At 65.9% G+C, this 19685-nt stretch carries 18 protein-coding genes; 12 read left to right on the top strand and 6 right to left on the bottom strand.

Annotation, left to right across the window (positions count from 1 at the left end):
• Positions 1-42 precede the first annotated feature (42 nt).
• Both QF047_RS10375 and QF047_RS10370 read left to right on the top strand, forming a co-directional pair.
• A complete protein-coding gene (locus tag QF047_RS10375; protein ID WP_307276445.1) occupies positions 43-795 on the top strand; it encodes a lytic transglycosylase domain-containing protein in 753 nt (250 codons plus the stop codon).
• Positions 796-1038: 243 nt separating this feature from the next.
• Positions 1039-1701, top strand: coding sequence for a dihydrofolate reductase family protein (locus QF047_RS10370; protein ID WP_307276442.1), 663 nt, complete (start codon positions 1039-1041; stop codon positions 1699-1701).
• 59 nt (positions 1702-1760) lie between these two features.
• Here QF047_RS10370 and QF047_RS10365 read toward each other — a convergent pair whose 3' ends face one another.
• The 3 genes from QF047_RS10365 to QF047_RS10355 all read right to left on the bottom strand — a co-directional run bounded on the left by QF047_RS10365 (position 1761) and on the right by QF047_RS10355 (position 4978).
• Positions 1761-2000 (bottom strand): hypothetical protein, encoded by a 240-nt coding sequence (locus QF047_RS10365; RefSeq protein WP_307276439.1) that lies wholly within the window; start codon positions 1998-2000, stop codon positions 1761-1763.
• Between the two features lie 9 nt (positions 2001-2009).
• Positions 2010-3443, bottom strand: a complete 1434-nt coding sequence (locus QF047_RS10360) for a flotillin family protein (RefSeq protein ID WP_307276436.1) — start codon at positions 3441-3443, stop codon at positions 2010-2012.
• A 242-nt stretch (positions 3444-3685) separates the two neighbouring features.
• Positions 3686-4978 (bottom strand): cation:proton antiporter, encoded by a 1293-nt coding sequence (locus QF047_RS10355; protein WP_307276433.1) that lies wholly within the window; start codon positions 4976-4978, stop codon positions 3686-3688.
• 96 nt (positions 4979-5074) lie between these two features.
• Here QF047_RS10355 and QF047_RS10350 point away from each other — a divergent pair, with 96 nt between their 5' ends.
• The 4 genes from QF047_RS10350 to QF047_RS10335 all read left to right on the top strand — a co-directional run bounded on the left by QF047_RS10350 (position 5075) and on the right by QF047_RS10335 (position 9936).
• Positions 5075-5599: a hypothetical protein gene (locus QF047_RS10350; RefSeq protein ID WP_307276430.1), complete on the top strand. Its 525-nt coding sequence runs from the start codon at positions 5075-5077 to the stop codon at positions 5597-5599.
• A 92-nt stretch (positions 5600-5691) separates the two neighbouring features.
• Entirely contained in the window at positions 5692-7818 is a 2127-nt protein-coding gene (locus QF047_RS10345; protein ID WP_307276427.1) for a bifunctional polysaccharide deacetylase/glycosyltransferase family 2 protein, read from the top strand.
• 181 nt (positions 7819-7999) lie between these two features.
• Positions 8000-8902 carry an SMP-30/gluconolactonase/LRE family protein gene (locus QF047_RS10340; RefSeq protein ID WP_307276424.1) on the top strand — a complete coding sequence of 301 codons (903 nt, stop codon included), beginning with the start codon at positions 8000-8002 and terminating at the stop codon, positions 8900-8902.
• Positions 8903-8904: 2 nt separating this feature from the next.
• Positions 8905-9936, top strand: coding sequence for an aldo/keto reductase (locus QF047_RS10335; protein WP_306633196.1), 1032 nt, complete (start codon positions 8905-8907; stop codon positions 9934-9936).
• Positions 9937-10011: 75 nt separating this feature from the next.
• Here the strand turns inward: QF047_RS10335 and QF047_RS10330 are convergent, their stop codons facing one another.
• Together QF047_RS10330 and QF047_RS10325 are read right to left on the bottom strand one after the other, a co-directional pair.
• Complete coding sequence (locus tag QF047_RS10330) at positions 10012-10614, bottom strand: dihydrofolate reductase family protein (RefSeq protein ID WP_307276419.1); 603 nt, start codon at positions 10612-10614, stop codon at positions 10012-10014.
• 276 nt (positions 10615-10890) lie between these two features.
• The gene (locus QF047_RS10325) at positions 10891-11292 is read right to left on the bottom strand and encodes a RidA family protein (protein WP_307276416.1); all 402 of its coding nucleotides are present in this window, start codon (positions 11290-11292) and stop codon (positions 10891-10893) included.
• A gap of 129 nt (positions 11293-11421) precedes the next feature.
• On the opposite strand from QF047_RS10325, the gene QF047_RS10320 reads away from it, so the two are divergent.
• Positions 11422-12057, top strand: a complete 636-nt coding sequence (locus QF047_RS10320; RefSeq protein ID WP_306633202.1) for a dihydrofolate reductase family protein — start codon at positions 11422-11424, stop codon at positions 12055-12057.
• Positions 12058-12124: 67 nt separating this feature from the next.
• Here the strand turns inward: QF047_RS10320 and QF047_RS10315 are convergent, their stop codons facing one another.
• The gene (locus QF047_RS10315; RefSeq protein WP_307276413.1) at positions 12125-13033 is read right to left on the bottom strand and encodes an alpha/beta fold hydrolase; all 909 of its coding nucleotides are present in this window, start codon (positions 13031-13033) and stop codon (positions 12125-12127) included.
• Positions 13034-13409: 376 nt separating this feature from the next.
• Between QF047_RS10315 and QF047_RS10310 the strand changes: the two genes are divergently transcribed.
• The 5 genes from QF047_RS10310 (at position 13410) to QF047_RS10290 (ending at position 19670) form a co-directional block, all read left to right on the top strand.
• On the top strand, positions 13410-14093 hold the full coding sequence (locus QF047_RS10310; RefSeq protein ID WP_307276410.1) for a DUF5107 domain-containing protein: 684 nt from the start codon (positions 13410-13412) through the stop codon (positions 14091-14093).
• An 86-nt stretch (positions 14094-14179) separates the two neighbouring features.
• On the top strand, positions 14180-16444 hold the full coding sequence (locus QF047_RS10305) for a beta-galactosidase (protein WP_307276407.1): 2265 nt from the start codon (positions 14180-14182) through the stop codon (positions 16442-16444).
• A 31-nt stretch (positions 16445-16475) separates the two neighbouring features.
• Positions 16476-17363, top strand: coding sequence for an AraC family transcriptional regulator (locus QF047_RS10300; protein ID WP_307276404.1), 888 nt, complete (start codon positions 16476-16478; stop codon positions 17361-17363).
• Between the two features lie 90 nt (positions 17364-17453).
• Positions 17454-18143 (top strand): cyclodeaminase/cyclohydrolase family protein, encoded by a 690-nt coding sequence (locus QF047_RS10295; RefSeq protein WP_307276401.1) that lies wholly within the window; start codon positions 17454-17456, stop codon positions 18141-18143.
• A gap of 81 nt (positions 18144-18224) precedes the next feature.
• Positions 18225-19670, top strand: a complete 1446-nt coding sequence (locus QF047_RS10290) for a short-chain fatty acid transporter (protein WP_306633208.1) — start codon at positions 18225-18227, stop codon at positions 19668-19670.
• Positions 19671-19685: the final 15 nt, after the last annotated feature.

The raw sequence follows: 19685 nt of genomic DNA, 5'->3' as shown, positions 1-19685 counted from the left end.
GTTCCGCAGGCGGTCAATGAGCCCGGATGGTTTGATTAGTCGGTGCTCCGTCTAAAACGCCTATTGGTTTTCACCCTGTTCGCGATGTGCGCCATCACCGCATTCTCGTTCTGGGCAACTCGGCAGCCCGGTGCAGACGCGGGCGGGGCGCTTTCTCCACCGCCGCGGGCGGGGGCGGAACTTGACACATTATCCGCCGGGATCACCACCGCCGTGAACGTAACCCAGAGTCCCGATGCCCAGTGGCTTACCCAGGCTGCCGCCCGGACGGGGATCCCTGCCCGTGCGCTGCAGGCTTACGTTGCTGCGGCCGTCAGGGCCAATGATTCCGCTCCGGCGTGCGGAATCGGCTGGAATACGGTGGCAGCAGTGGGCGCCGTCGAATCAGGGCACGGAACTTACGGCGGCAGCAGCCTTAACACCGCAGGGCAGGCCACGGGCCCCATTGTGGGCCCAAGTCTCAACGGCGTCGGATTCGCGGCCATCCCGGACACGGACGCCGGTGCCCTGGACGGCGACGCGCGCTGGGACCACGCCGTCGGACCCATGCAGTTCATTCCCTCCACCTGGGAGCTTGCAGGACGGGACGGGAACGGGGATGGAACAGCGGACCCGTTCAATATCGACGACGCCGCCCTGAGTGCGGCGACTTACCTGTGCGCCCACGGCCGAGACCTCTCAACTGCGCAAGGGTGGACGGACGCCGTCTACGCCTACAACCAGTCCGATCCCTACATTCGCCAGGTGCGGACCCAAGCCAAGGCATATGCCGTGAAGGCCGGCACCGCCGAATGAGTCCACAGCGTTGAGGGGAGGCATGGTTTTCACGAGCACGACGGCGTTTCCCGCGCCCGATGTGCGCCGTATCAAGGATTCCCGGGGGATCTGGCGAGGAGCTCCGGCGCCGTGCACCTCCCTGGATTGCTTGCAGGTCACCAGCACCTGCGCTACGGTCGGCGCAGTGCTTGTGTGCTGCAAGTGTTGAGGCTGACAGATCCGCGCGCCGCCTCCGGCGCCCGGCCACGATCAAGGAGTCCGATGTCACTCGTTCGCGTTCACAATTTCTCCGTTTCGCTCGACGGATTCGGTACTGGCGAGGGGCAGGAGCTGGACGCGCCTTTCGGGCACGCCGGGAGGCGCCTGATGGAGTGGGCTCTTCCGACGCGCACTTTTGCGCAGATGGGCCTGCACGGCGAGGAAGAGGGCTCCAACGGAATCGACGAAACCTTCGCGAGCCGGTGGGCCTCCGGCATCGGTGTGGAGATCATGGGCCGCAACAAGTTCGGGCCTCAGCGCGGCCCCTGGGACGATGAGGAATGGCAGGGCTGGTGGGGCGACAACCCGCCGTTCCACACCCCGGTGGTGGTCCTCACCCACCACCCTCGTCCGCAATTGACGATGAAGGGCGGCACGACCTTCCACTTTGTGGATGCCGAACCTGCCGAAGCCCTTGAGCACGCCCGCGCTCTCGCCGGTGACCTCGACGTGCGAATCGGGGGCGGCGCCACTACGATCCGCCAGTTCCTCGAGGCCGACCTGATCGACCAGATGCATATTGTCCTCGTACCGATCCTTCTTGGCCGCGGCGAACGACTGTGGGACCGCCTCGAAGGACTGGAACAGCGCTTCCAGATCGAGGCAGCGCCGTCACCGAGCGGTGTCATCCACATGACGTTCGCCCGACGCGACCCATCGCTCTAGCTGCCCTCGAGGCCGCGGGGCTCGATCCCGGGCGGAGACAGTCACTGACTTGCGAAGTGTTACCCGTGCCTCAAGACGTCAGGAAGCTCGTCCACGTAGACCGTCTGCGGCGGCTCGAAGTAGATCACCAGTACCTCTTCACCCACTGCGAAGTCGCTCGTCTTGTCGAACGGGTGGGCGTGGAGGGCCATGGTGCCGCCGAGGTAGGGCAGCATCACCTCGCCGATAGTGCCCGGCCCGATGTGCCCTGTCACCCGCCCGATCTTTCCTGTCAGGCTCCGGTCAACCTCCTTGTGCATCCGGTGTTCCTATTCGTCGGGAGCCGTGGGCGGACGCCTGGCTTCTTGGCCTTTCTTGAGCGCGGACGCGAGGGCGGGCAGGTAGTCACCCGCCTGTGCCAGGATTCCGCCGAGCATCTTGTTGACGCCGTCGCCGCCGTTCAGGACGGTCATCTGGCCCACGTGTGAGAACGGTTCGGCTGCAGCGGCGATGATGGCGGGCATGTTCTCGGCGAGCTGCTGGGAAATCACCGCGTCCTGGTTAGTCCCCAAAGCCTCTGCCCGCGCCTTGATGCCGTCTGCCTCAGCCAGAGCCTTGGCCTTGATTGCGGAAGCCGCGGCATCGCCCTTGGCTTTGGTGGCCGCGGCTTCGGCTTCGCCGGTGACTTTTGTGGCTCCGGCAGTCGCGGCCGCTGCGGTGGCATTCGCGTGGGCCAGCAGTTCCGTCCGGCGCGCGTTGGCCTGGGCATCAAGCTCGGTGCGGCGCGCCAGTGCCTCGGCGGCACTGATGTCCGCCGCCTTTTTCCCTTCCGCATCGGTCCGCGTGGCGTAGGCCTTCGCATCCGCCGGTTTCCGGACCGTGGTCTGGAGTTTCTGCTCTTCCCGGTCCGCCTCGAGCTTGGCCACTTCGGTTTCCTGGACCACCACCTGCTGCCGCGCTGTGGCATCGGCCAGCGGGCCCGCCTGGGCAGCGTTGGCCTTGGCACGCTCGGCATTAGCCTGGGCCACCGACTGCCTGATGGCCGAAACACTCTGCGCGTCGGCGATCAGCGCCGCCGCCTCCGCTTCCTTCTCCGCCGCTTCCCGGTTGCGGGTGGCCTCGGCGATCCGTGCCTCCATCTTCACCTGCGCAATATGAGGCTTTGCGATGTTCTCGATGTATCCGGTCGGGTCCTGCAGATCCTTGATCTGCAGGGAATCCACCACGAGCCCCAGTTTTTCCATCTCCACGCCGCTGGCGCTGCGGACCTGCGAACCGAGCTTGTCCCGCTCGCGGATAATCTCCTCCATGGTCATGCTGCCGATGATGGAGCGCAGGTGGCCCTCAAAGACGTTGTATACCTGACTTTCCATTTTGGGCTGCTGGCCCAGGAACCGGCGCGCCGCATTGGCGATAAACGGCGGAGCGTCGCCAATCTTGTAAATTACCACACCTTCCACAATCACCTGGATGCCCTGAGAGGTGACGCAGGAAACTTTGAGCTCAGTTTCATTCAAGGTGAGCGACAAGGTGCGCACCGTCTGGAGGCCGGGAAGGACGAGCGCTCCTTTACCCGTGACGATTTTGAAATCCATGCCGGCCCGGGTTTCAAGGGTGCCACGGGTCAGTCCGGAGATAATGAGGGCTTCATTGGGTTCCGCCACCTTCCACATCAGTTTTGTTGCCGCCCAGATAAAGCCCACGGCAAAAACCACCCCCAGGATGATGGCAATAAGAGGGAAGAATGCTGTGAAATCCGGCATAACCAGGTCCTTTCAAGGGTGCGGAACAGGCATTGCGGTAAAACCCCAATAAATGCAGCTGTCCATTCCCGACTGGTCAAATTACTGGCCATTCCGGCCTGCCGGGCCAGCTGTTGTAGACAGTCTGGTTGCGCCCCGTTCAAGAGTCCAGAGTCCGGCAGCTATTTGCCTGTGGCAACGAGATGGATGCACGACGACGGGACCTGGCTTGGGTCGGAGGGCGGGCGGTGCGGCAATCGGTTCTACTTCGTAGCCTCGCCCGGGATGCCGGCCCGGTCCGGGCGCCGAAGGGGCCGCCGCTTGCCTTGCGGAGCCCTTAACGGATCGCGCTGATGTTGCCGGAGTGCGAGCAGCGGAAACAGGAGTACCGAGAGCATCCCTGCTCCCACAAGGGCGGACGCGATTCCGCTCGTGATTAGCCCTTCGTCCCGGCCGATGCCCGTTACCGCCACGATAATCGGCAGGCCTGTTGCCGCAAACAGGACGATGGCCCGCTTGTCACCCGCCGTGGATCTCGGGGGAACTGCGAGCAAGGACGGCAGCCCGCGGATGATGAGCAGGAGCAGCAGGAAAAGAGGGACCAGCGCCAGGGATGCCGGGCTGCTGGTAAGCGCGCCCAGTTCGAAGTCTATGCCGGTATCGATGAAGAAGACCGGCACCAGGAACCCGAACGCGATGGCGTCGATCTTCATCTCGATGACGTGCCGGTCGTGTTCGGGAGCGCGTGCGATGGCAACCTTCCACAGGACCCCTGCGGCGAATGCACCCAGCAGCATATCCAGCCCCAGCACCATGCTCAGGACAACGAGCACGCTCAGAATAAACATGATGGACCGGACGGCGAACTGCCCGCTGGTGTGCAGGGTCCTGGTGACCTGTGAGTGGAGCAGGGAGTGCCGTGCACGGGAAGCGAGAAAAATCGCCAGGCCGGTCAACAGAACAAATCCCAGAAGCACCGCCGTCGCCGGCCCCAGCTCCCTGCCGCTGAAGAACAGCGAGATCGCAACCAGGGGACCGAACTCGCCGGCCGCACCCAGCGCTGCCACCGCGATCCCGATCGGGGATTTGGACTCGCCCGCATCGCGAAGGATCGGCAGCAGCGTCCCCAGGGCGGTGGAACACAAGGCGACGCCGACGATCACGGCAGCCTCCGGTCCGGGCGCTAGGACAAACCCGGCACCAATGCCCGCGGCCAGTGAGATGACCCACCCCGCAACCGCACGGTTGACGGGCCGGCCCCGGATTGCGGCGAAGTCGATCTCGTTGCCGGCGACGAAGAAGAGCATGGCAAGCCCGAAATCCGCCAGGGTGTCAGTGAACTGGGTGGATTGTATCCATCCGAGCAGACTGGGGCCGAGCACGATTCCGAGGACTATTTCGAACACCACGATCGGAACTTTAAGCACCCGGTCCAGGAAACGGGCGGCAAGGGGTGCGGCAACAGCCAGCAACGCGATCAGAACCAACGACGTGGACAAGCCCTGCATCAGCGGTACCTCCGGCACCTCGGCTGGTTCGAAGGAAAGTATTCCCAAGCTACAGCCATCGCCGGCGGCGGCGCCAGAGCTGCCCGTTCCGGGAGGAATGGTCAAGTTGGGTGAAGAAAGGCCATCCTCTAAGGTTGGTGCTCGATGAAAGCCCCTAACGAGACGTCCGATCAGCCGCGCGCCGCGTCGCCACGTGGTCCTGTGTTTGTTGATACGTCAGGCCGGCGGTTGCGGCGGGTCAAGCTTTTGGGTGTGGGGGCACTCGGGATCGTGGCAGGGTACGTGGTTCTCCTCCTGGTTGCACTCATGGGCGGGTCCAATGTGGCTGCGCCCTACCTGCCCTTCCCCGCCGCCGCCGGGCCCGGCAACCTGCCGTCTTCCCCACCCCCGCCGGCTTCCAATGCCGCTGGCCCCCAAGGCGCCGAAGGTCCCGCCGCTGTCCCGGCAGCGCCCGCCGCCTTCCAGGTCCCGGCAACGGCGTCCCAGGCCCTCCCTGTAGCACCGCCGGTTACGGCTGCCGCGCCCCCGCCGGCAGCCCCCGCCGGACCCACAGTTGCGCCAGCGGCCACTGGGAAGCCAACGGCGCCTGGAATGAGCAGCTCCGTGCCGGGGCCGAATGAATCTGCGCCGGGCCAGGCAACCCGGCCCTCGTCCCCGCCGCACCCGTGACTTCTCCTGGCCCGATCGGGGGCGGTTTCCGCACCAAAGTCGCTGTACCCACCAAGCGTCCTGTCCGCACGAAAGGCCCTCGTCCAGCCAGTGTGAGGGCCCACTGGCTGGTCCTCATGGCCACCCTGTTGGCCTTGGGCCTTGCCCTCGTGGTTCAGGGATACATGCACCACCAGGGCCGGCTCGGTGATGAATCTGTATCGACAGACCAATCTGCCAGTGGGGTCCCGCAGGCTGTGTCCCAGGGCGGCCCGGTGGTGGATTCCCGTGGCGGGGCGGTGCGTGCGGTCAGCCCTCCGGACCGCACGGTGGCCCTGACCTTCGACGACGGCCCGGATCCCGTTTGGACGCCCCGGATCCTGGACATCCTTCGGAAGCACCAGGTCCATGCCACCTTCTTCGTCGTTGGTTCGGCAGCGGCGGACAACCCCGACCTCGTGCACCGCATCGTGGCCGAAGGCCACGAAATCGGCGTCCATACGCTCACCCACGCTGATCTCGGCACTGCGGGCGCGTGGCGCAGGCAACTCGAGGTGCAGGGTGCCCAGGATGTGATTGTGGGTATCACAGGCCAATCCGCGTCCCTGCTGCGTCCGCCGTTCAGTTCCGGCAAAGCCGCGCTCACCAATGGCACGTGGTCGGTGATGCGGGGACTGGCGGACGAGGGTTACCTCACCGTTCTCAGCAGCATGGACAGCGAGGACTGGCGGCTGCCGGGCGCCGAGGCGATCGAGGGCAACCTGGATCCCCCGGGCAGGCAGGGGCATGTGGTCCTGATGCACGACGGCGGAGGCGACCGGGAGCAGACCGTCACCGCCCTCGACTCCGCACTGACAAAGTTCGAGGACAAGGGTTTCCGGGTCACCACCGTGGGTGACTCAATCGGCATTGACAGCACCCGGCAGGCGTCCGGCATGGAAAAGGTCAGCGGGACAGCCTTCCTGTGGGGCATCCGCCTCAGTGACTTCGTGGTCACGGCTATCTCGTGGGCACTCGTTGCTGCCGGCGTCGTGACGTTTATTCGCGCCGTACTCGTGGTCTTCTTTGCCGCACGCCACAGCCGCGCCGCTCGCCGCATCACGGCGGCCGGCCGTGGGCGGCGCAGGGTGGACGTGCTGGTCCGGCCGGAGATTACTGAGCCCGTCACCGTGATCGTGCCCGCATACAACGAGTCCGCCGGCATCGAGGCCGCTGTCCGGTCCATCGTGGCCTCGACCCATCCGGTTGAGATCGTCGTGGTGGACGACGGTTCAACCGACCGGACGGCGGATATCGTGGACGCGCTGGGCCTGCCCGGCGTCACAGTGATCCGTAAGGAGAACGGAGGCAAACCGTCTGCGCTGAACGCCGGGCTGTACGCTGCGACCCACAATCTTGTGGTGATGGTGGACGGCGACACCGTGTTCGAACCGGACACTGTCCACGCCCTCATCCAGCCCTTCGCCGACCCGCGCGTGGGCGCTATTTCCGGGAATACGAAGGTCGCCAACCGCGGCGGCATCCTCGGCGCCTGGCAGCACATCGAATACGTCGTCGGCTTCAACCTGGACCGCAGGCTGTTCGACGTCGCTGAATGCATGCCCACCGTCCCTGGTGCCATTGGTGCTTTCCGGCGTGAGGCCCTCCTCCGGGTCGGCGGAGTCAGTGACGACACGCTCGCTGAGGACACCGACCTGACCATGTCACTGTGCCGCGATGGCTGGCGCGTTGTGTACAAGGAGGATGCGCGGGCCTGGACCGAGGCGCCGGCCAGCCTCGGAGCGCTCTGGAAACAGCGGTACCGCTGGTGCTACGGCACGTTGCAGGCCATGTGGAAGCACCGGGGTGCGGTGGTGCAGGGCGGGGCGGCCGGCAAGCTCGGCCGGCGCGGACTTGGCTACCTGCTGGTCCTGCAGGTGCTGCTGCCCCTGTTCGCGCCCGTCGTTGATGTCTTTGCTGTCTACGGCCTGATCTTCCTCGATCCACTCCGGATTGCCGGCCTCTGGCTCATTTTCCTGGCCGTTCAGTTCCTGATGGCTGCCTACGCATTCAGGCTCGACAATGAACGGCTACGGCCGCTCTGGAACCTGCCGCTTCAGCAGTTCGTCTACCGGCAGCTGATGTATCTCGTGGTCATTCAGGCAGTGGTTACAGCGCTGGCCGGCGTACACCTTCGGTGGCACCGCATGGAGAGGTACGGCAGTCTGGGCGATGCCCCGATAGGCCACGGGCAGGCGTAGGACGTTCGGAAGCCGGCCATGGAGTCTTGGGGCCAGGAAACCCGGCTTCCAACATCTATCCACCTGGTGAGCGCTTTGCCCGTCCAGGATCAGCGCCGTGTATCACTGTCCGGCGGCTTGGGCGTCCCACAGGCGGATGTAGCGTAGGACATGCGCGGGAACTGGATGCAAAGGGGATCGGATGGGTGCTGGACTGACAATCGGCGGGTTGGACTGCCTCTTCACGGGCTCGGCATGGGCTGAGGGCCCCTTGTGGGTGCCATCGTCCCAGGCAGTCCGCTGGAGCGATATCCCGAATGACCGCATCCTCGAGTTCGATCCCGCCGCCGGGAGGACCCGCGAATACGCAGTTGGGGTCGAATTCACAAACGGCCGCACCCTCGACGCTGACGGCAGTGTGCTGCAGTGCAGCCAAGGGCGCCGCAGGATTGAGCGTGACCGCGGGGGAGTGGTGACAGGACTGGTTGATTCCTACCGGGGCCGTCGGCTGAACTCGCCCAACGACGTCGTGATTTCACGTGACTCCAGCATCTGGTTCACGGACCCGCCGTACGGAATTCTTCCAGGCACTAAAGAAGGGCACGAGGGGGAGCAGGAGTACGGCGGCTGCTATGTTTTCCGGTTCGAGCCCGCTTCAGGAACACTGACAGCAATGATCACTGACCTCGTCCACCCCAACGGGCTGGCCTTCTCACCGGATGAGTCGGTCCTCTACGTTGCGGATACAGCCGGTCCTCATTATGGGGTTCCGTTGAGGATTGCCTCCTACAACGTGGCGGACGGCACCTGCCGCCCCGGCGGAACGGTTCTCGAGCTGGAAGAAGGCAATGCTGCTGACGGTTTGCGGGTCGATGTGCAGGGCAGGATCTGGACCTCTGCCGGCCCCGCCGTCCGGGTCTATTCACCGTCCTTCGAACTCCTGGCTACCGTGGCAGTGCCCGAGCGGGTATCGAACTTGTGCTTTGGCGGCCCGGACGGCCAGGACCTTTACATCACAGCCACCACCAGCCTGTACCGCATCCGCACCACCACGCGGGACGCGGCGGCCAAGGATTTTGACACCCGCCACCGAACACGAGGATAACAATGGAATACAGAACCCTGGGCCGCAGCGGCGCGGTCGTTTCCAGCTACTCGCTGGGAACCATGACTTTCGGTGCGGAGGCCACCGAGGAGACCTCACACGCCATCCTGGACAGCTACTTTGCGGTGGGCGGGAATTTCATCGACACCGCCGATGTCTACAGCGCCGGTGTTTCGGAAGAGATCATCGGCCGCTGGCTGGCCAAGCGGCCGGAGGCCAGGGATAAAGCGGTGATTGCCACGAAGGGCCGCTTTCCGATGGGGACGGCACCGAACGACGTCGGAACATCCCGCCGTCATTTGTCCCGCGCGCTGGATGATTCCCTCCGACGTCTTGGCGTGGAACAGATCGACCTGTACCAGATGCACGCGTGGGACCCCATTACTCCATTGGAGGAGACCCTGCGCTTCCTGGACGACTCAGTCAGCCGGGGCAAGATTGCCTATTACGGCTTTTCCAACTTCCTGGGATGGCAACTGACCAAAGCCGTCCATGTTGCCCGGGCGAACGGCTGGAATCCGCCGGTGACCCTGCAGCCCCAGTACAGCCTGCTGGTCAGGGAAATCGAATCCGAGATTGTTCCGGCGGCGCTCGACGCCGGCATCGGCCTGCTGCCCTGGTCGCCGCTCGGCGGTGGGTGGCTCTCGGGCAAGTACAAGCGGGACCAGCCTCCTGCAGGTGCCACCAGGCTCGGTGAGAACCCCGAACGCGGAATGGAGGCCTGGAAGGCGCGCAACGACAACCCACGTACCTGGGCCGTCATCGATGCCGTGGAAGACATTGCCGCTGCCCGGGGAGTCAGCCCTACCCAGGTGGCGCTGGCCTGGCTTGTCGACCGGCCGGCGGTCACGTCCGTGATCCTGGGTGTCCGGACCGAGGAGCAGCTTGCCGGCAACCTCGCGGCGGCCGAACTGCAGCTTAGTCCTGACGAGACCAATCGGCTGACCCAGGTCAGCCAGCCCGGGACGGGCGTCTATCCCTACGGACCGATGGCGCAGGAGCAGCGCAGCCGCAAGATTGAGGGTGGACGGTAGCTGCCCGGACCCTCCCGAAGGGGGCCCGCGCTCGAAGCCAGTCGCACCATGTCCGTTTCAGGAAGTCGGAGTGGCTTACCCTCCTTCGTGCAGCCGGTAGCGGATGTGCGTCACCAGGCCGGTGCCGCTGACTTCCGTCGGTTCCAGCTTGAGATTGCCGACGCCGTCCAGGAGACGTTCGCCCGCCCCAAGGAGAAGCGGCGAGATATGGAGCCGCAACTCGTCGATCAGCCCGGCCGAAAGATACTGCCGGGCAGTTTCCGCACCACCGGCTATGGCGACGTCCTTACCGCCCGCGGCCTGCCGCGCCTTGGCCAGTGCGGACTCGATTCCGTCATTCACGAAATGAAACGTTGTGCCGCCCTGCATCTGCAGCGGCGGGCGGGGATGATGCGTGAGGACAAAGACGGGGGCGTGGTACGGCGGTTCCTCGCCCCACCAGCCGCGCCAGTCATCGTCCCAGGACCCGGGTCCCGGACCGGCGAACATGTTGCGGCCCATGATGTACGCTCCAGCGGCGAGGATGCCCTCAATCGCTGCAGCATTGGCCTCGGGTTCTTCGAACTGCCACCGGTGCAGGTCCTCACCGCCCTCGCCCAGGGGATTGTCGCGGCTCTGGTTGGGTCCGGCGAGGAAGCCGTCGAGCGATACGGTGAGATCACAGGTGACACTGTTCATGGGCTTGCCTTTGTGTGGCAGGGTGTTCAGGGCGCGGACAGGATACGGGCCATGCTAATAGGGTCCGACGGCGGCCGGAAGGGATTCCTTGAGGCACGCCTTAACGAGGCGGCAGGTAGGATCGGCGGGAGAAGGCCGAGCGTTTCATCGCCGATGATCCGTTCGTTGTTGAGGGTCTCGCCGTTCCACGGATCCTTGACTGGGACCCCGTGCGCTTCGAGTAGCCGCGCCGGCTCCTGGCTTTGGTCACGGCACCCGGCATTGCCAGGATGTGGCTTATGCGAGCACGGCAGCGACAGCGCTGATCTCCACGAGCGCGCCGGGTACGCCCAGCCCGGCCACAAGGGCAGCAGTCACCAAAGCCGGCTCGTCGGACGCGAGTTCCCCTGCAATGGCGCGGTATCCGGCTGCGATGTCGGCGCCGTCCACGAAGAGCACGGTCCACTGCACCACATCGCCGAGGCTTGCGCCGGCGGCAGCGAGCGCGGTCTTCACGTTCTCGAGGGCGAAGGCTGACTGCACCGCGGCGTCGCCTGGGCCCACTAGGGATCCGTCGGCGTCGACGGCATTTTGGCCGCCGACATAGATGGTGGTGGCGCCCGGCGGCACGACAGCAACGTGACTGAAGGCCGGGCTCACAACGAGCCCTTCGGGGCGGAGGCGCTGTATGGGTGACATGCCCGTATGCTCTCATGCAGGCTACGGGACGGATAGACCCGCCGGCCTTCCAGGGTTAGCATGGCCGGCACCGGAACGTTTCTTCCCTGTGGTGCGGTCCGGATCCGCCGATTCAACGAGGAGACGGCCATGGTTGACCAAACCGGAGAAGCACCAGCAGCAACGCTGATGGTGGATCTGATCATTTCACTGGACGGTTATGCCTCCGCCGAGGGCTGGCCCGGCTGGTGGGGACTGGAAGGCCCGGAATACCTGGCCTGGCTTGAGCAGGAGGGGAAGAAGAACTACACCTTCCTGCTCGGGGCCAACACCTATCGGCTGATGTCCAGCATGTCGCAGGAGGCCGCCGGCGGACGTTCTGAATTCTCCGACAACGAAGGGGCCAGCCTCACTGGCCTGGCTGCCGTCCCCAAGGTTGTCTTCTCCTCCGCCCTGAAGGCTCCTTTGACCTGGCCGAACTCCCGGCTTGTGGCTGGAGACGCGGTGGAGGCGGTCGCTGGGATGAAGCGGAACGGGACCGGTCCGCTGACCACCCTTGGAAGCCTTAGCCTCTGCCGGTCCCTGCTGACGGCCGGCCTGGTGGACAGGTTCCGGCTGGTGGTCTTCCCGGTGATCACGGGCCGGACCGGACGCGAACGGATCTACGACGGATACCCGGACGTCTCACTGGAAATGGTAAATAGCCGGACGTTCGACGGGCGGCTCCAACTGCTCGAATACGTCCCCACCGTGCTGGACGGGCCGCCGGGCGGTGGTTCTGCCTGACGGACTTGCCCAAACCGGAAAGCACCGAGGATTGAGCCCTTTGGGCCTCGGCAGGCTCAACCACCGACTACCCGGAGTTGTTGCCCCGCAGCCAGTCCAGCGCGTACAAGGGAGCCGTATCGCCTTCCTCGAGGAAGAACGCCACATGGGAACCGTGCATCCAGTACAACTCTGAGCCGTGGATCTGATGGTGTGCGTGCCGGGCGTTCTCCGGCGGCACGCTTGCATCCGCGGTGCCGTGCATGATGAGCGTGGGGCAGGCGATCGCCTGAAGGTCCAGCGGGGTTAACGCTCTCAACGAGGCGGAGTCATTGTCGTATCCGTCCCGGCGGTGGGCCCAACCGGAAGAGGCCAGAAGGATGGCTTCGAGGTGCACTAAACGGACAGGGTCAGCGGTGATGCCGGCGGCGCGGCGGGTAGCCTCGTCCCGGGAAGCTCCATTACCGAAGCGCCCGAGCATCAACTTGACCATGGGTGTTGCGGCGTGCCGGAGCAGCCAGAGCTGAAACTGGAGGGCCGGATCCCTTGCGAACAACCTGGCCAACGGGAACGGTGGAATCGGAAGGCAGACTGAGTCAACCTGCACCAGCTTAATTACCCGATCCGGATGCCGTGCCGCCAGCGCATAGGCCGCCGGGCCGCCGCCGGACCCGGCGAACACCCTGACCCTTTCGATACCGAGGGCGTCCAGCAGTGCTGCGAGCGCATCGCCCTGCTCTGCCGGAGTGCGTCCTGTGGCCAGGGGCGTACCCAGATAGCCCGGACGGCTTGGCGCGATGATGCGGAACCCGTTGGTCCGGAAAAACTCGGTGGCCACCAGTCCCTGGTCCCAGCCCCCAAGGGTTCCATGAACAGCAAGGAGCGGCACACCCGTGCCCCGGTCGGCGTACGCCACCGCTCCCGCAGCGGTGGCGATGGTCGCATGGGGATGGGTGAGGCACGCCCGCAAGTCTTCGGGCCGCAGGGGATTCACCATGTTGCGATACTGGCACAGCCCGCGATTGGGCAACAGGGGAGCTGCGCGCGTGTACACGATCGTCCATGTACCCGCGCCAATATGCCATGGGAACTGCGTCAGGAACTCCATAGGCTTTCATCCGTGCATGAAAACAAGTCCCGCATACTTTTGCCCGACGCGCCACCCGATCAGCAGGCAGTCCTGGATGCCGGTGGCGTTGCCTGCTGGTCAGAGCCGGTCTCGATTGACACGTATGCTCCGGGGGAGCCGGACCGGTATCCGCTGTTCCCGGACCGGCGCGTGTACCAGGGCTCCAGCGGCAAGGTGGAACCCCATGCCCTTCGTCGACAGCATCGCGGCGTCAAAGAAGCCCCGCGTCTGACAGGCCATCCACGTGGAAAACGAGTACGTGCGCCTGATGCTGCTTCCGGAGATCGGCGGCCGCATCCACATTGGCTTCGATAAAACGGCCGGCTACGACTTCTTTTACCGGAACAACGTGATCAAGCCCGGCCTGGTGGGGCTGGCCCGGCCCTGGATTTCGGGCGGCGTGGAGTTCAATTGGCCGCAGCACCACCGCCCGGCAACCTTCCTCCCGGTGGAAACCTCGGTGGAGCGCCGCGACGGCGGCCAGGTGACGCTGTGGCATAGCGACCTGGATCCGCTGCAGCGGATGCGGGGCACCCACGGGGTCCGGCTTCGCCCCGGCAGTTCCCTGATTGAGGTGGAGGCCCGGCTGTACAACCGGACTGATGAGCCCCAGACCTTCCTGTGCTGCCCGGGAGGTGATGCGGCGGGAGATCGAGTCGCGCGTCATCGCCATCGCCGTGTGGGCGCGCTGGAAAAAGCTCCCGGCTGTGGTGGGCGAAGGCTGGATCGGGTACACCCCGCTCCACGGCACCTTCGAGGAAGGCCCATCGGCCGGGACCTCGCCGAGTGCGGCATCCATACGGCACTGGACCACGGAATCTGGGGTATGGTCCTGTGCTCCAACGCCGCCCAGCACCACCCTCCGTGGGCCAACGAAACCTGGCAACACCGTATGAACAACCTCATCCTGACCGCCCCCGCGAGCTGAAAGAACCCATGCGTCCCGAACAAACCACTCTCGAACTCCTGACGGTCACCCACCGGCCCCACGAGAGGCCCCTTCAGCTCCCGCCCATGAGCAACACGGAAGACCAGCACGGCAGATGGCGGCTCACCAGCCGCTACATCGAAGTGGATGGCCGTCCAATCGTGCCGGTGTCGGGCGAAATCCACTTCAGCCGGCTGCCCCGCAACCGCTGGGAAGACCGGCTGCGGTTGATGAAGGCCGGTGGCATCACGGTGGTGGCCTGCTACGTGTTCTGGATCCACCACGAACAGACTGAGGGCCAGGCCCGCTTTGATGGCAACCTGGACGTGGCCGCCTTCGTCCGCCTCTGCGCTGACCTGGATCTGGACGTGGTTCTCCGGATCGGCCCCTGGGCCCACGGCGAGGTCCGGAACGGTGGCTTCCCGGACTGGGTCCAGGCCGCCGCCGTCGAACACCGGACGAATGATGCCGCCTACCTGGCCCTGGTGGAACGCTGGTTCAACCGCCTCGGCGCAGAACTGCAAGGCCTCACCGGGCCGGGCAGCAACGTCGTTGGGATCCAGCTGGACAATGAACTCTACGACCAGCCCCGGCACCTCACTGCGCTCAAGAAACTGGCCCGGGCAGCTGGCCTCGACGCCCCGATCTGGACGGCCACGGCGTGGGGCGGGGCTGACGTCCCCGAAGAGGAGGTCCTGCCGGTCTTCGGCGGCTACGGCGACGGCTTCTGGGTGGATGCCGACGCTCCCTGGGATCCCACCTTCCGGCAGCACTATTTCTTCAGCCACCAGTGGGACGATCCCGGCATCGGCGCCGACCTGCGCGAGAAATTCTCGGGAAGTAATGCAGCACCGCCCCGGTCCCCGTCCGCGTTCTACCCGCCCGCCACCTGTGAATTGACCGGCGGCATGGCCACGGCCTACCAGCGCCGCCCGTGGCCCCGGGGCGAAGACGTGGCCGCCGTGGCCAACAACAAAATCGGCAGCGGCTCGGGCTGGCAGGGCTATTACATGTTCACCGGCGGAACCAATCCCGCGGGCGGCCTGCAGGAATCCCAGGCCACGGGCTACCCCAACGACCTTCCGGTGTTCGACTATGACTTCCACGCCCCGATCGGCGCCGCCGGCAGGCTTGCGCCCAGCTTCGGGCTGCTGCGCAGGCAACACGCTTTCCTGGCCGCGTTCGGAGACCGGCTCGCCCCGATGCCGTCCACGCTGCCGGACCAGGTACCGGCCGGCGTCGAGGACTCGGAGACCCTGCGCTGGGCGTTGCGATCGGACGGGCGGTCAGGCTTCGTGTTCATCACCTGGCACCAGCCCCACATTCCCCTGCCGGACTACGGCGGCGCGCAGTTCAGCCTCTCGCTTCCGGCGGACACGGTGACCTTTCCCCACCAGCCCATCGCGATCCCTGCCGGGACGATCGCCGCCTGGCCGGTCAACCTCGATATTGCGGGAGTCCGGCTGGGCTGGGCCACGGCATCAGCCCTGACCCTCCTGGGCCCGGAAGCGGCACCAACGCTGGTCCTCACGGCCGAAGCCGGAATCGAAGCGCAGCTGTGCCTGGCGGAGGGCACCGTTCTTGAGGGACCGGCTACTGCGGTGGGCGGCAACACGCACGTCATTGACACCGCCGGGTCAGCCAGCGTGACGGCACGGTCCGTGGAAGGCTCGCTGAAAATCCTCGTCCTGCCTGCTGACCTGGCCGACGAGGCCTGGGCCCTGGACACTCCGCGCGGACGGGAACTGGTCCTGTCTGCCGGCCCGCTGTGGGTTGGCGCGGACGGACTCCTGGCCGGAAGGTCCGTCGGGTCACCTTCGGTCCGACGGTACTCCACAGCATCGTGTCAGTTTGAGGAGGTGCGCCCGGTATCGGCGGAACCGGGAGCAGCCCGGCAAACCATTGATGCGGCACTCATCAGGGCGGCCGCGCCCGTCCCGGCTTCTTTTGGCTCCCTGGCCGGCAGGGCGGCCGCACCCGCCGACGGCGACATGGAGGAACGTGCAGAGGTCTACCGGATTGATGCGACGGCGGCATTCCCTCCAAGGGAAGGGAAGGGGCACGCCGAGCTCGAAATCGCGTGGGCCGGAGACGTTGCGCGGCTGCTCGTGGACGGCATCGTGGTTGCGGACCGCTTCTGGGACGGTTCCCCCTGGGTGATCGAAACGCACGACGCCGGCATCCGCCCCGGCGCGGAAATCCTGCTCCAGATTCTTCCCCTCCCGAAGGACGCGAAGGTTGGTGTGCCGCTGGCGGCGCAGCGCAGGCGTGACGATGCCGACGGCGACCTGGCCGCTTTGGACAAGGTGGAGCTGATCGACTGGACGACGTGGCAGGAGGCTCCCGCCTGAGTGATCCTGTCCGGCATAATATGGACGTTTGGTGACGAAAGGGATGGTCGTGGAGCGGGCAACGGGATTCCAGAACCAGCGGCTGGTGGTGGTGCCGCGACCCTTGGTGCGGGAAGCGCTCGCCCGTCCCGTCACCCGCCGGCTCGTAGTCACCGACGCCGGGGTCTTTCCCGTCGCTGACGCCCACGGCCGGCACCGGCCCGAAGGCGCGCACGAAACCATCGTGATCCTCTGCGTCGCGGGCTCGGGGTGGGTGGAAACCGCCGGCAACCGGTTCGACGTCGGCAAGGGCGCCGCCGTCGTCCTTCCCGGCGGCACGGGGGAAGCCCATGCGTACGGCGCCTCCACGGACGACCCCTGGACCATCTGGTGGTGCCATGTCCTCGGCTCGGACGCCGCGGAGCTGATTGAAGAGTCCGGTGTCCGTGCCGGCCGGCCGGTCATTCCGCTGGTCGCCGTGGACCGGCTGACGGCCATGCTGGACGAGATCATCACGGCACTGGAGCAGGACCAGTCGCCGGCCCGCCTGGTGGCCACTGCGGGTATGGCATGGAAGCTGCTGGCCACCCTGGCCGTGGACCGCCGCGTCCCCGGCCAGGGCACGCCGCTGCAGCAGGCGATAAAGTTCCTGGAAGACAGGGTGGACGGTGCCATCCGGCTGCCTGACCTGGCGTCGCTGGTGGGGGTGTCGTCGTCGCAGCTGAGCAAGCTGTTCCGCGAGTCGACCGGCGGGGGAGTGCTGGCCCACCACACCGCGCTGAAGATGGCGCGGGCCCGGCTCCTGCTGGACACTACCGACCTGCCGGTCGCAGAGGTGGGGCGTGAGGTGGGCTTGACGGACCAGTTCTACTTCTCCCGGCAGTTCCGGCGGCTGCACGGCGTCAGTCCGCGGGCGTACCGGGCGGAACGGAAGGGCTGACCCGGCAGTGGGCATCCACGGCTACGCCGTTTCACCCTGCTGTCCTTCAGCGGACATCCAACCTGCGAAGAAGTAGGGAGAATGGGTGCCATGGCTGATTCTGAAGCGGTGACAACGCAGGATTCTACGGTTGAAGACTGGACCCAGGCGCTGGCGGAGTCCAAGGGCTCGCCGGGCGGAGGGGCCGGGACGGGGGTGATGCTTGCCATCGCAGCATCGCTCACGTCCATGGTGGCCGGCTACACCGAACCCGGCGAACAGCAGCGGAAGGAACTGGCGGATGTCCACGAGCGTGCGCACACGCTGCGCAGGACAGCCCTCACACTTGCCGACGACGATGCTGCCGCTTCCGAAGCGTTTGGCGCCGCCTTCCGGCTGGAACCAGGGCCGGAACGCGACGACGCCATCCACCGGGCGTCGGTGAACGCTGCCAAAGCATCGGCCGTGCTGGGTGAACGCGCGATTGAAGCCATTGAGGACCTTGGCTGGCTCGCCGCCAACGGGAACCCGGCACTGATTGCCGATGTGGTGGTGGCATTCGGTGCCCTGCGGGCGGCGGTGGCAGGGGCGCGCACGAACATCAGTTTCGACCTCGCAACCGTTCGATCCGCCGGCGCCACGCTCGAACAGATCCGCGACGAGCAGCCGGTCCTGTGGGCAACGGTCCAGCGGCTCAACTCGGCGCTCGACAGGATTGACGAACTGGCGGCCGGAGTGGATCACCGGGCCGCGCCGACAGACACCGATGCTGCGTTGGAGGCCGGCGGCACGCAGGGTTAGTGCTGATTAACCGGTTTCCCGGCTGGCCCGCACTAAGCTCCTTCGGGTAACGACGAGGCACTCGATGGAGAGGTAATACCGGTGGGAAACACAGTCCTGACGCAGAGCGCAACCGAAGAACGCGGGCTGGCCCGGGTCGCCCAGAAAATGGCGGCCTGGACCGAAAAATGGTTCCCGGATGCATATATCTTCGCCCTGGCCGGCGTGGTGATCATCGCCGTCGCGGCCCTGGCCATCGGCGCTTCACCGCAGTCCATCGCCGATTCCTTCGGCAACGGCTTCTGGGACCTGACCGCTTTCACGCTGCAGATGGCCATGGTGGTTCTCACCGGTTACGTGGTGGCAACCTCCCCGCCGGTGGCCAGGCTCATCAAGCGGCTGGCCCTCATCCCGTCCACTGCCCGCACGGCGGTGAGCTTCGTGGCACTGATGTCCATGTCCGTGTCCTTCCTGAACTGGGGGCTCAGCCTCATCTTTGGCGGGCTGCTGGCCAGGGCGATCGCCCGGCGCAAAGACCTCACCGTGGACTACCGGGCCCTTGGCGCGGCCGCCTTTATGGGCCTCGGCGCCGTCTGGGCCCTGGGACTGTCCTCCTCGGCGGCGCAGTTGCAGGCCACGGCTGCCTCGCTGCCTCCGGCCCTGCTGAAGATCACCGGAATCCTCGACTTCGGGACAACGATCTTCACCTGGCAGTCCCTGCTCACCCTCGTCATCCTGATGGCCCTCACCACCGTGATCGCACATTTCTCGGCGCCCCGCGGCGGCGCCATCCGCACGGCGGAGGATCTCGGCGTCGACCTCGACGACGAACCCAGCGAACCGGCGCCCCGTTCCCGCCCGGGCGAGTGGCTCGAATACAGCCGGATCCTGCCCATCCTTGCCGGCATCCTGACCCTCGGCTGGCTGGTCTCCCAATACCTGACCAAGCCGTTCCTGACCGTGGTCAGCAGCCTGAACGGTTACCTGCTGGTGTTCCTGATCCTGGGCCTGGTGCTGCACGGGACACCCCGGAACTTCCTGCAGGCCGTCACCAAGGCCGTTCCGGCAACCGCCGGGATCCTGGTCCAGTTCCCCTTGTACGCGGCCATGGCCGCGATCCTGACCAAGGCCACCGGCAATGGCGGCATGACCATCTCCTCCCACCTGGCCCAGTTCTTCTCCGACATCGGCGGCAACGGCGCGTTCGCCGTCGTCATTGCGCTCTACACCGCAGTGCTGGGACTGCTGGTACCGTCCGGCGGCGGCAAGTGGCTCGTGGAGGCGCCCTACGTGATGCAGTCCGCCACTGATGTGCAGATGAACCTCGGCTGGACCGTGCAGATCTACAACATCGCCGAGGCGCTGCCGAATCTGGTCAACCCGTTCTTTATGCTGCCGCTGCTGGCGGTGCTTCGGCTGCGGGCCCGCGACCTGGTGGGCTTCACGTTCCTGCAGTTTGTGTTCCACCTGCCGGTGGTGCTGCTGCTGGTCTGGCTCCTGGGGATGACGTTCAACTTCGTCCCGCCGGTGATGCCTCCCGGACAGTAGGCCACTCCGGCCCGT

This window comes from Arthrobacter sp. W4I7 (assembly GCF_030816215.1).
Lineage (GTDB): Bacteria > Actinomycetota > Actinomycetes > Actinomycetales > Micrococcaceae > Arthrobacter > Arthrobacter siccitolerans_A.
The sequence above is the reverse complement of the archived record's forward strand: the minus strand, read 5'-3'. Positions and strand labels throughout refer to the sequence as shown.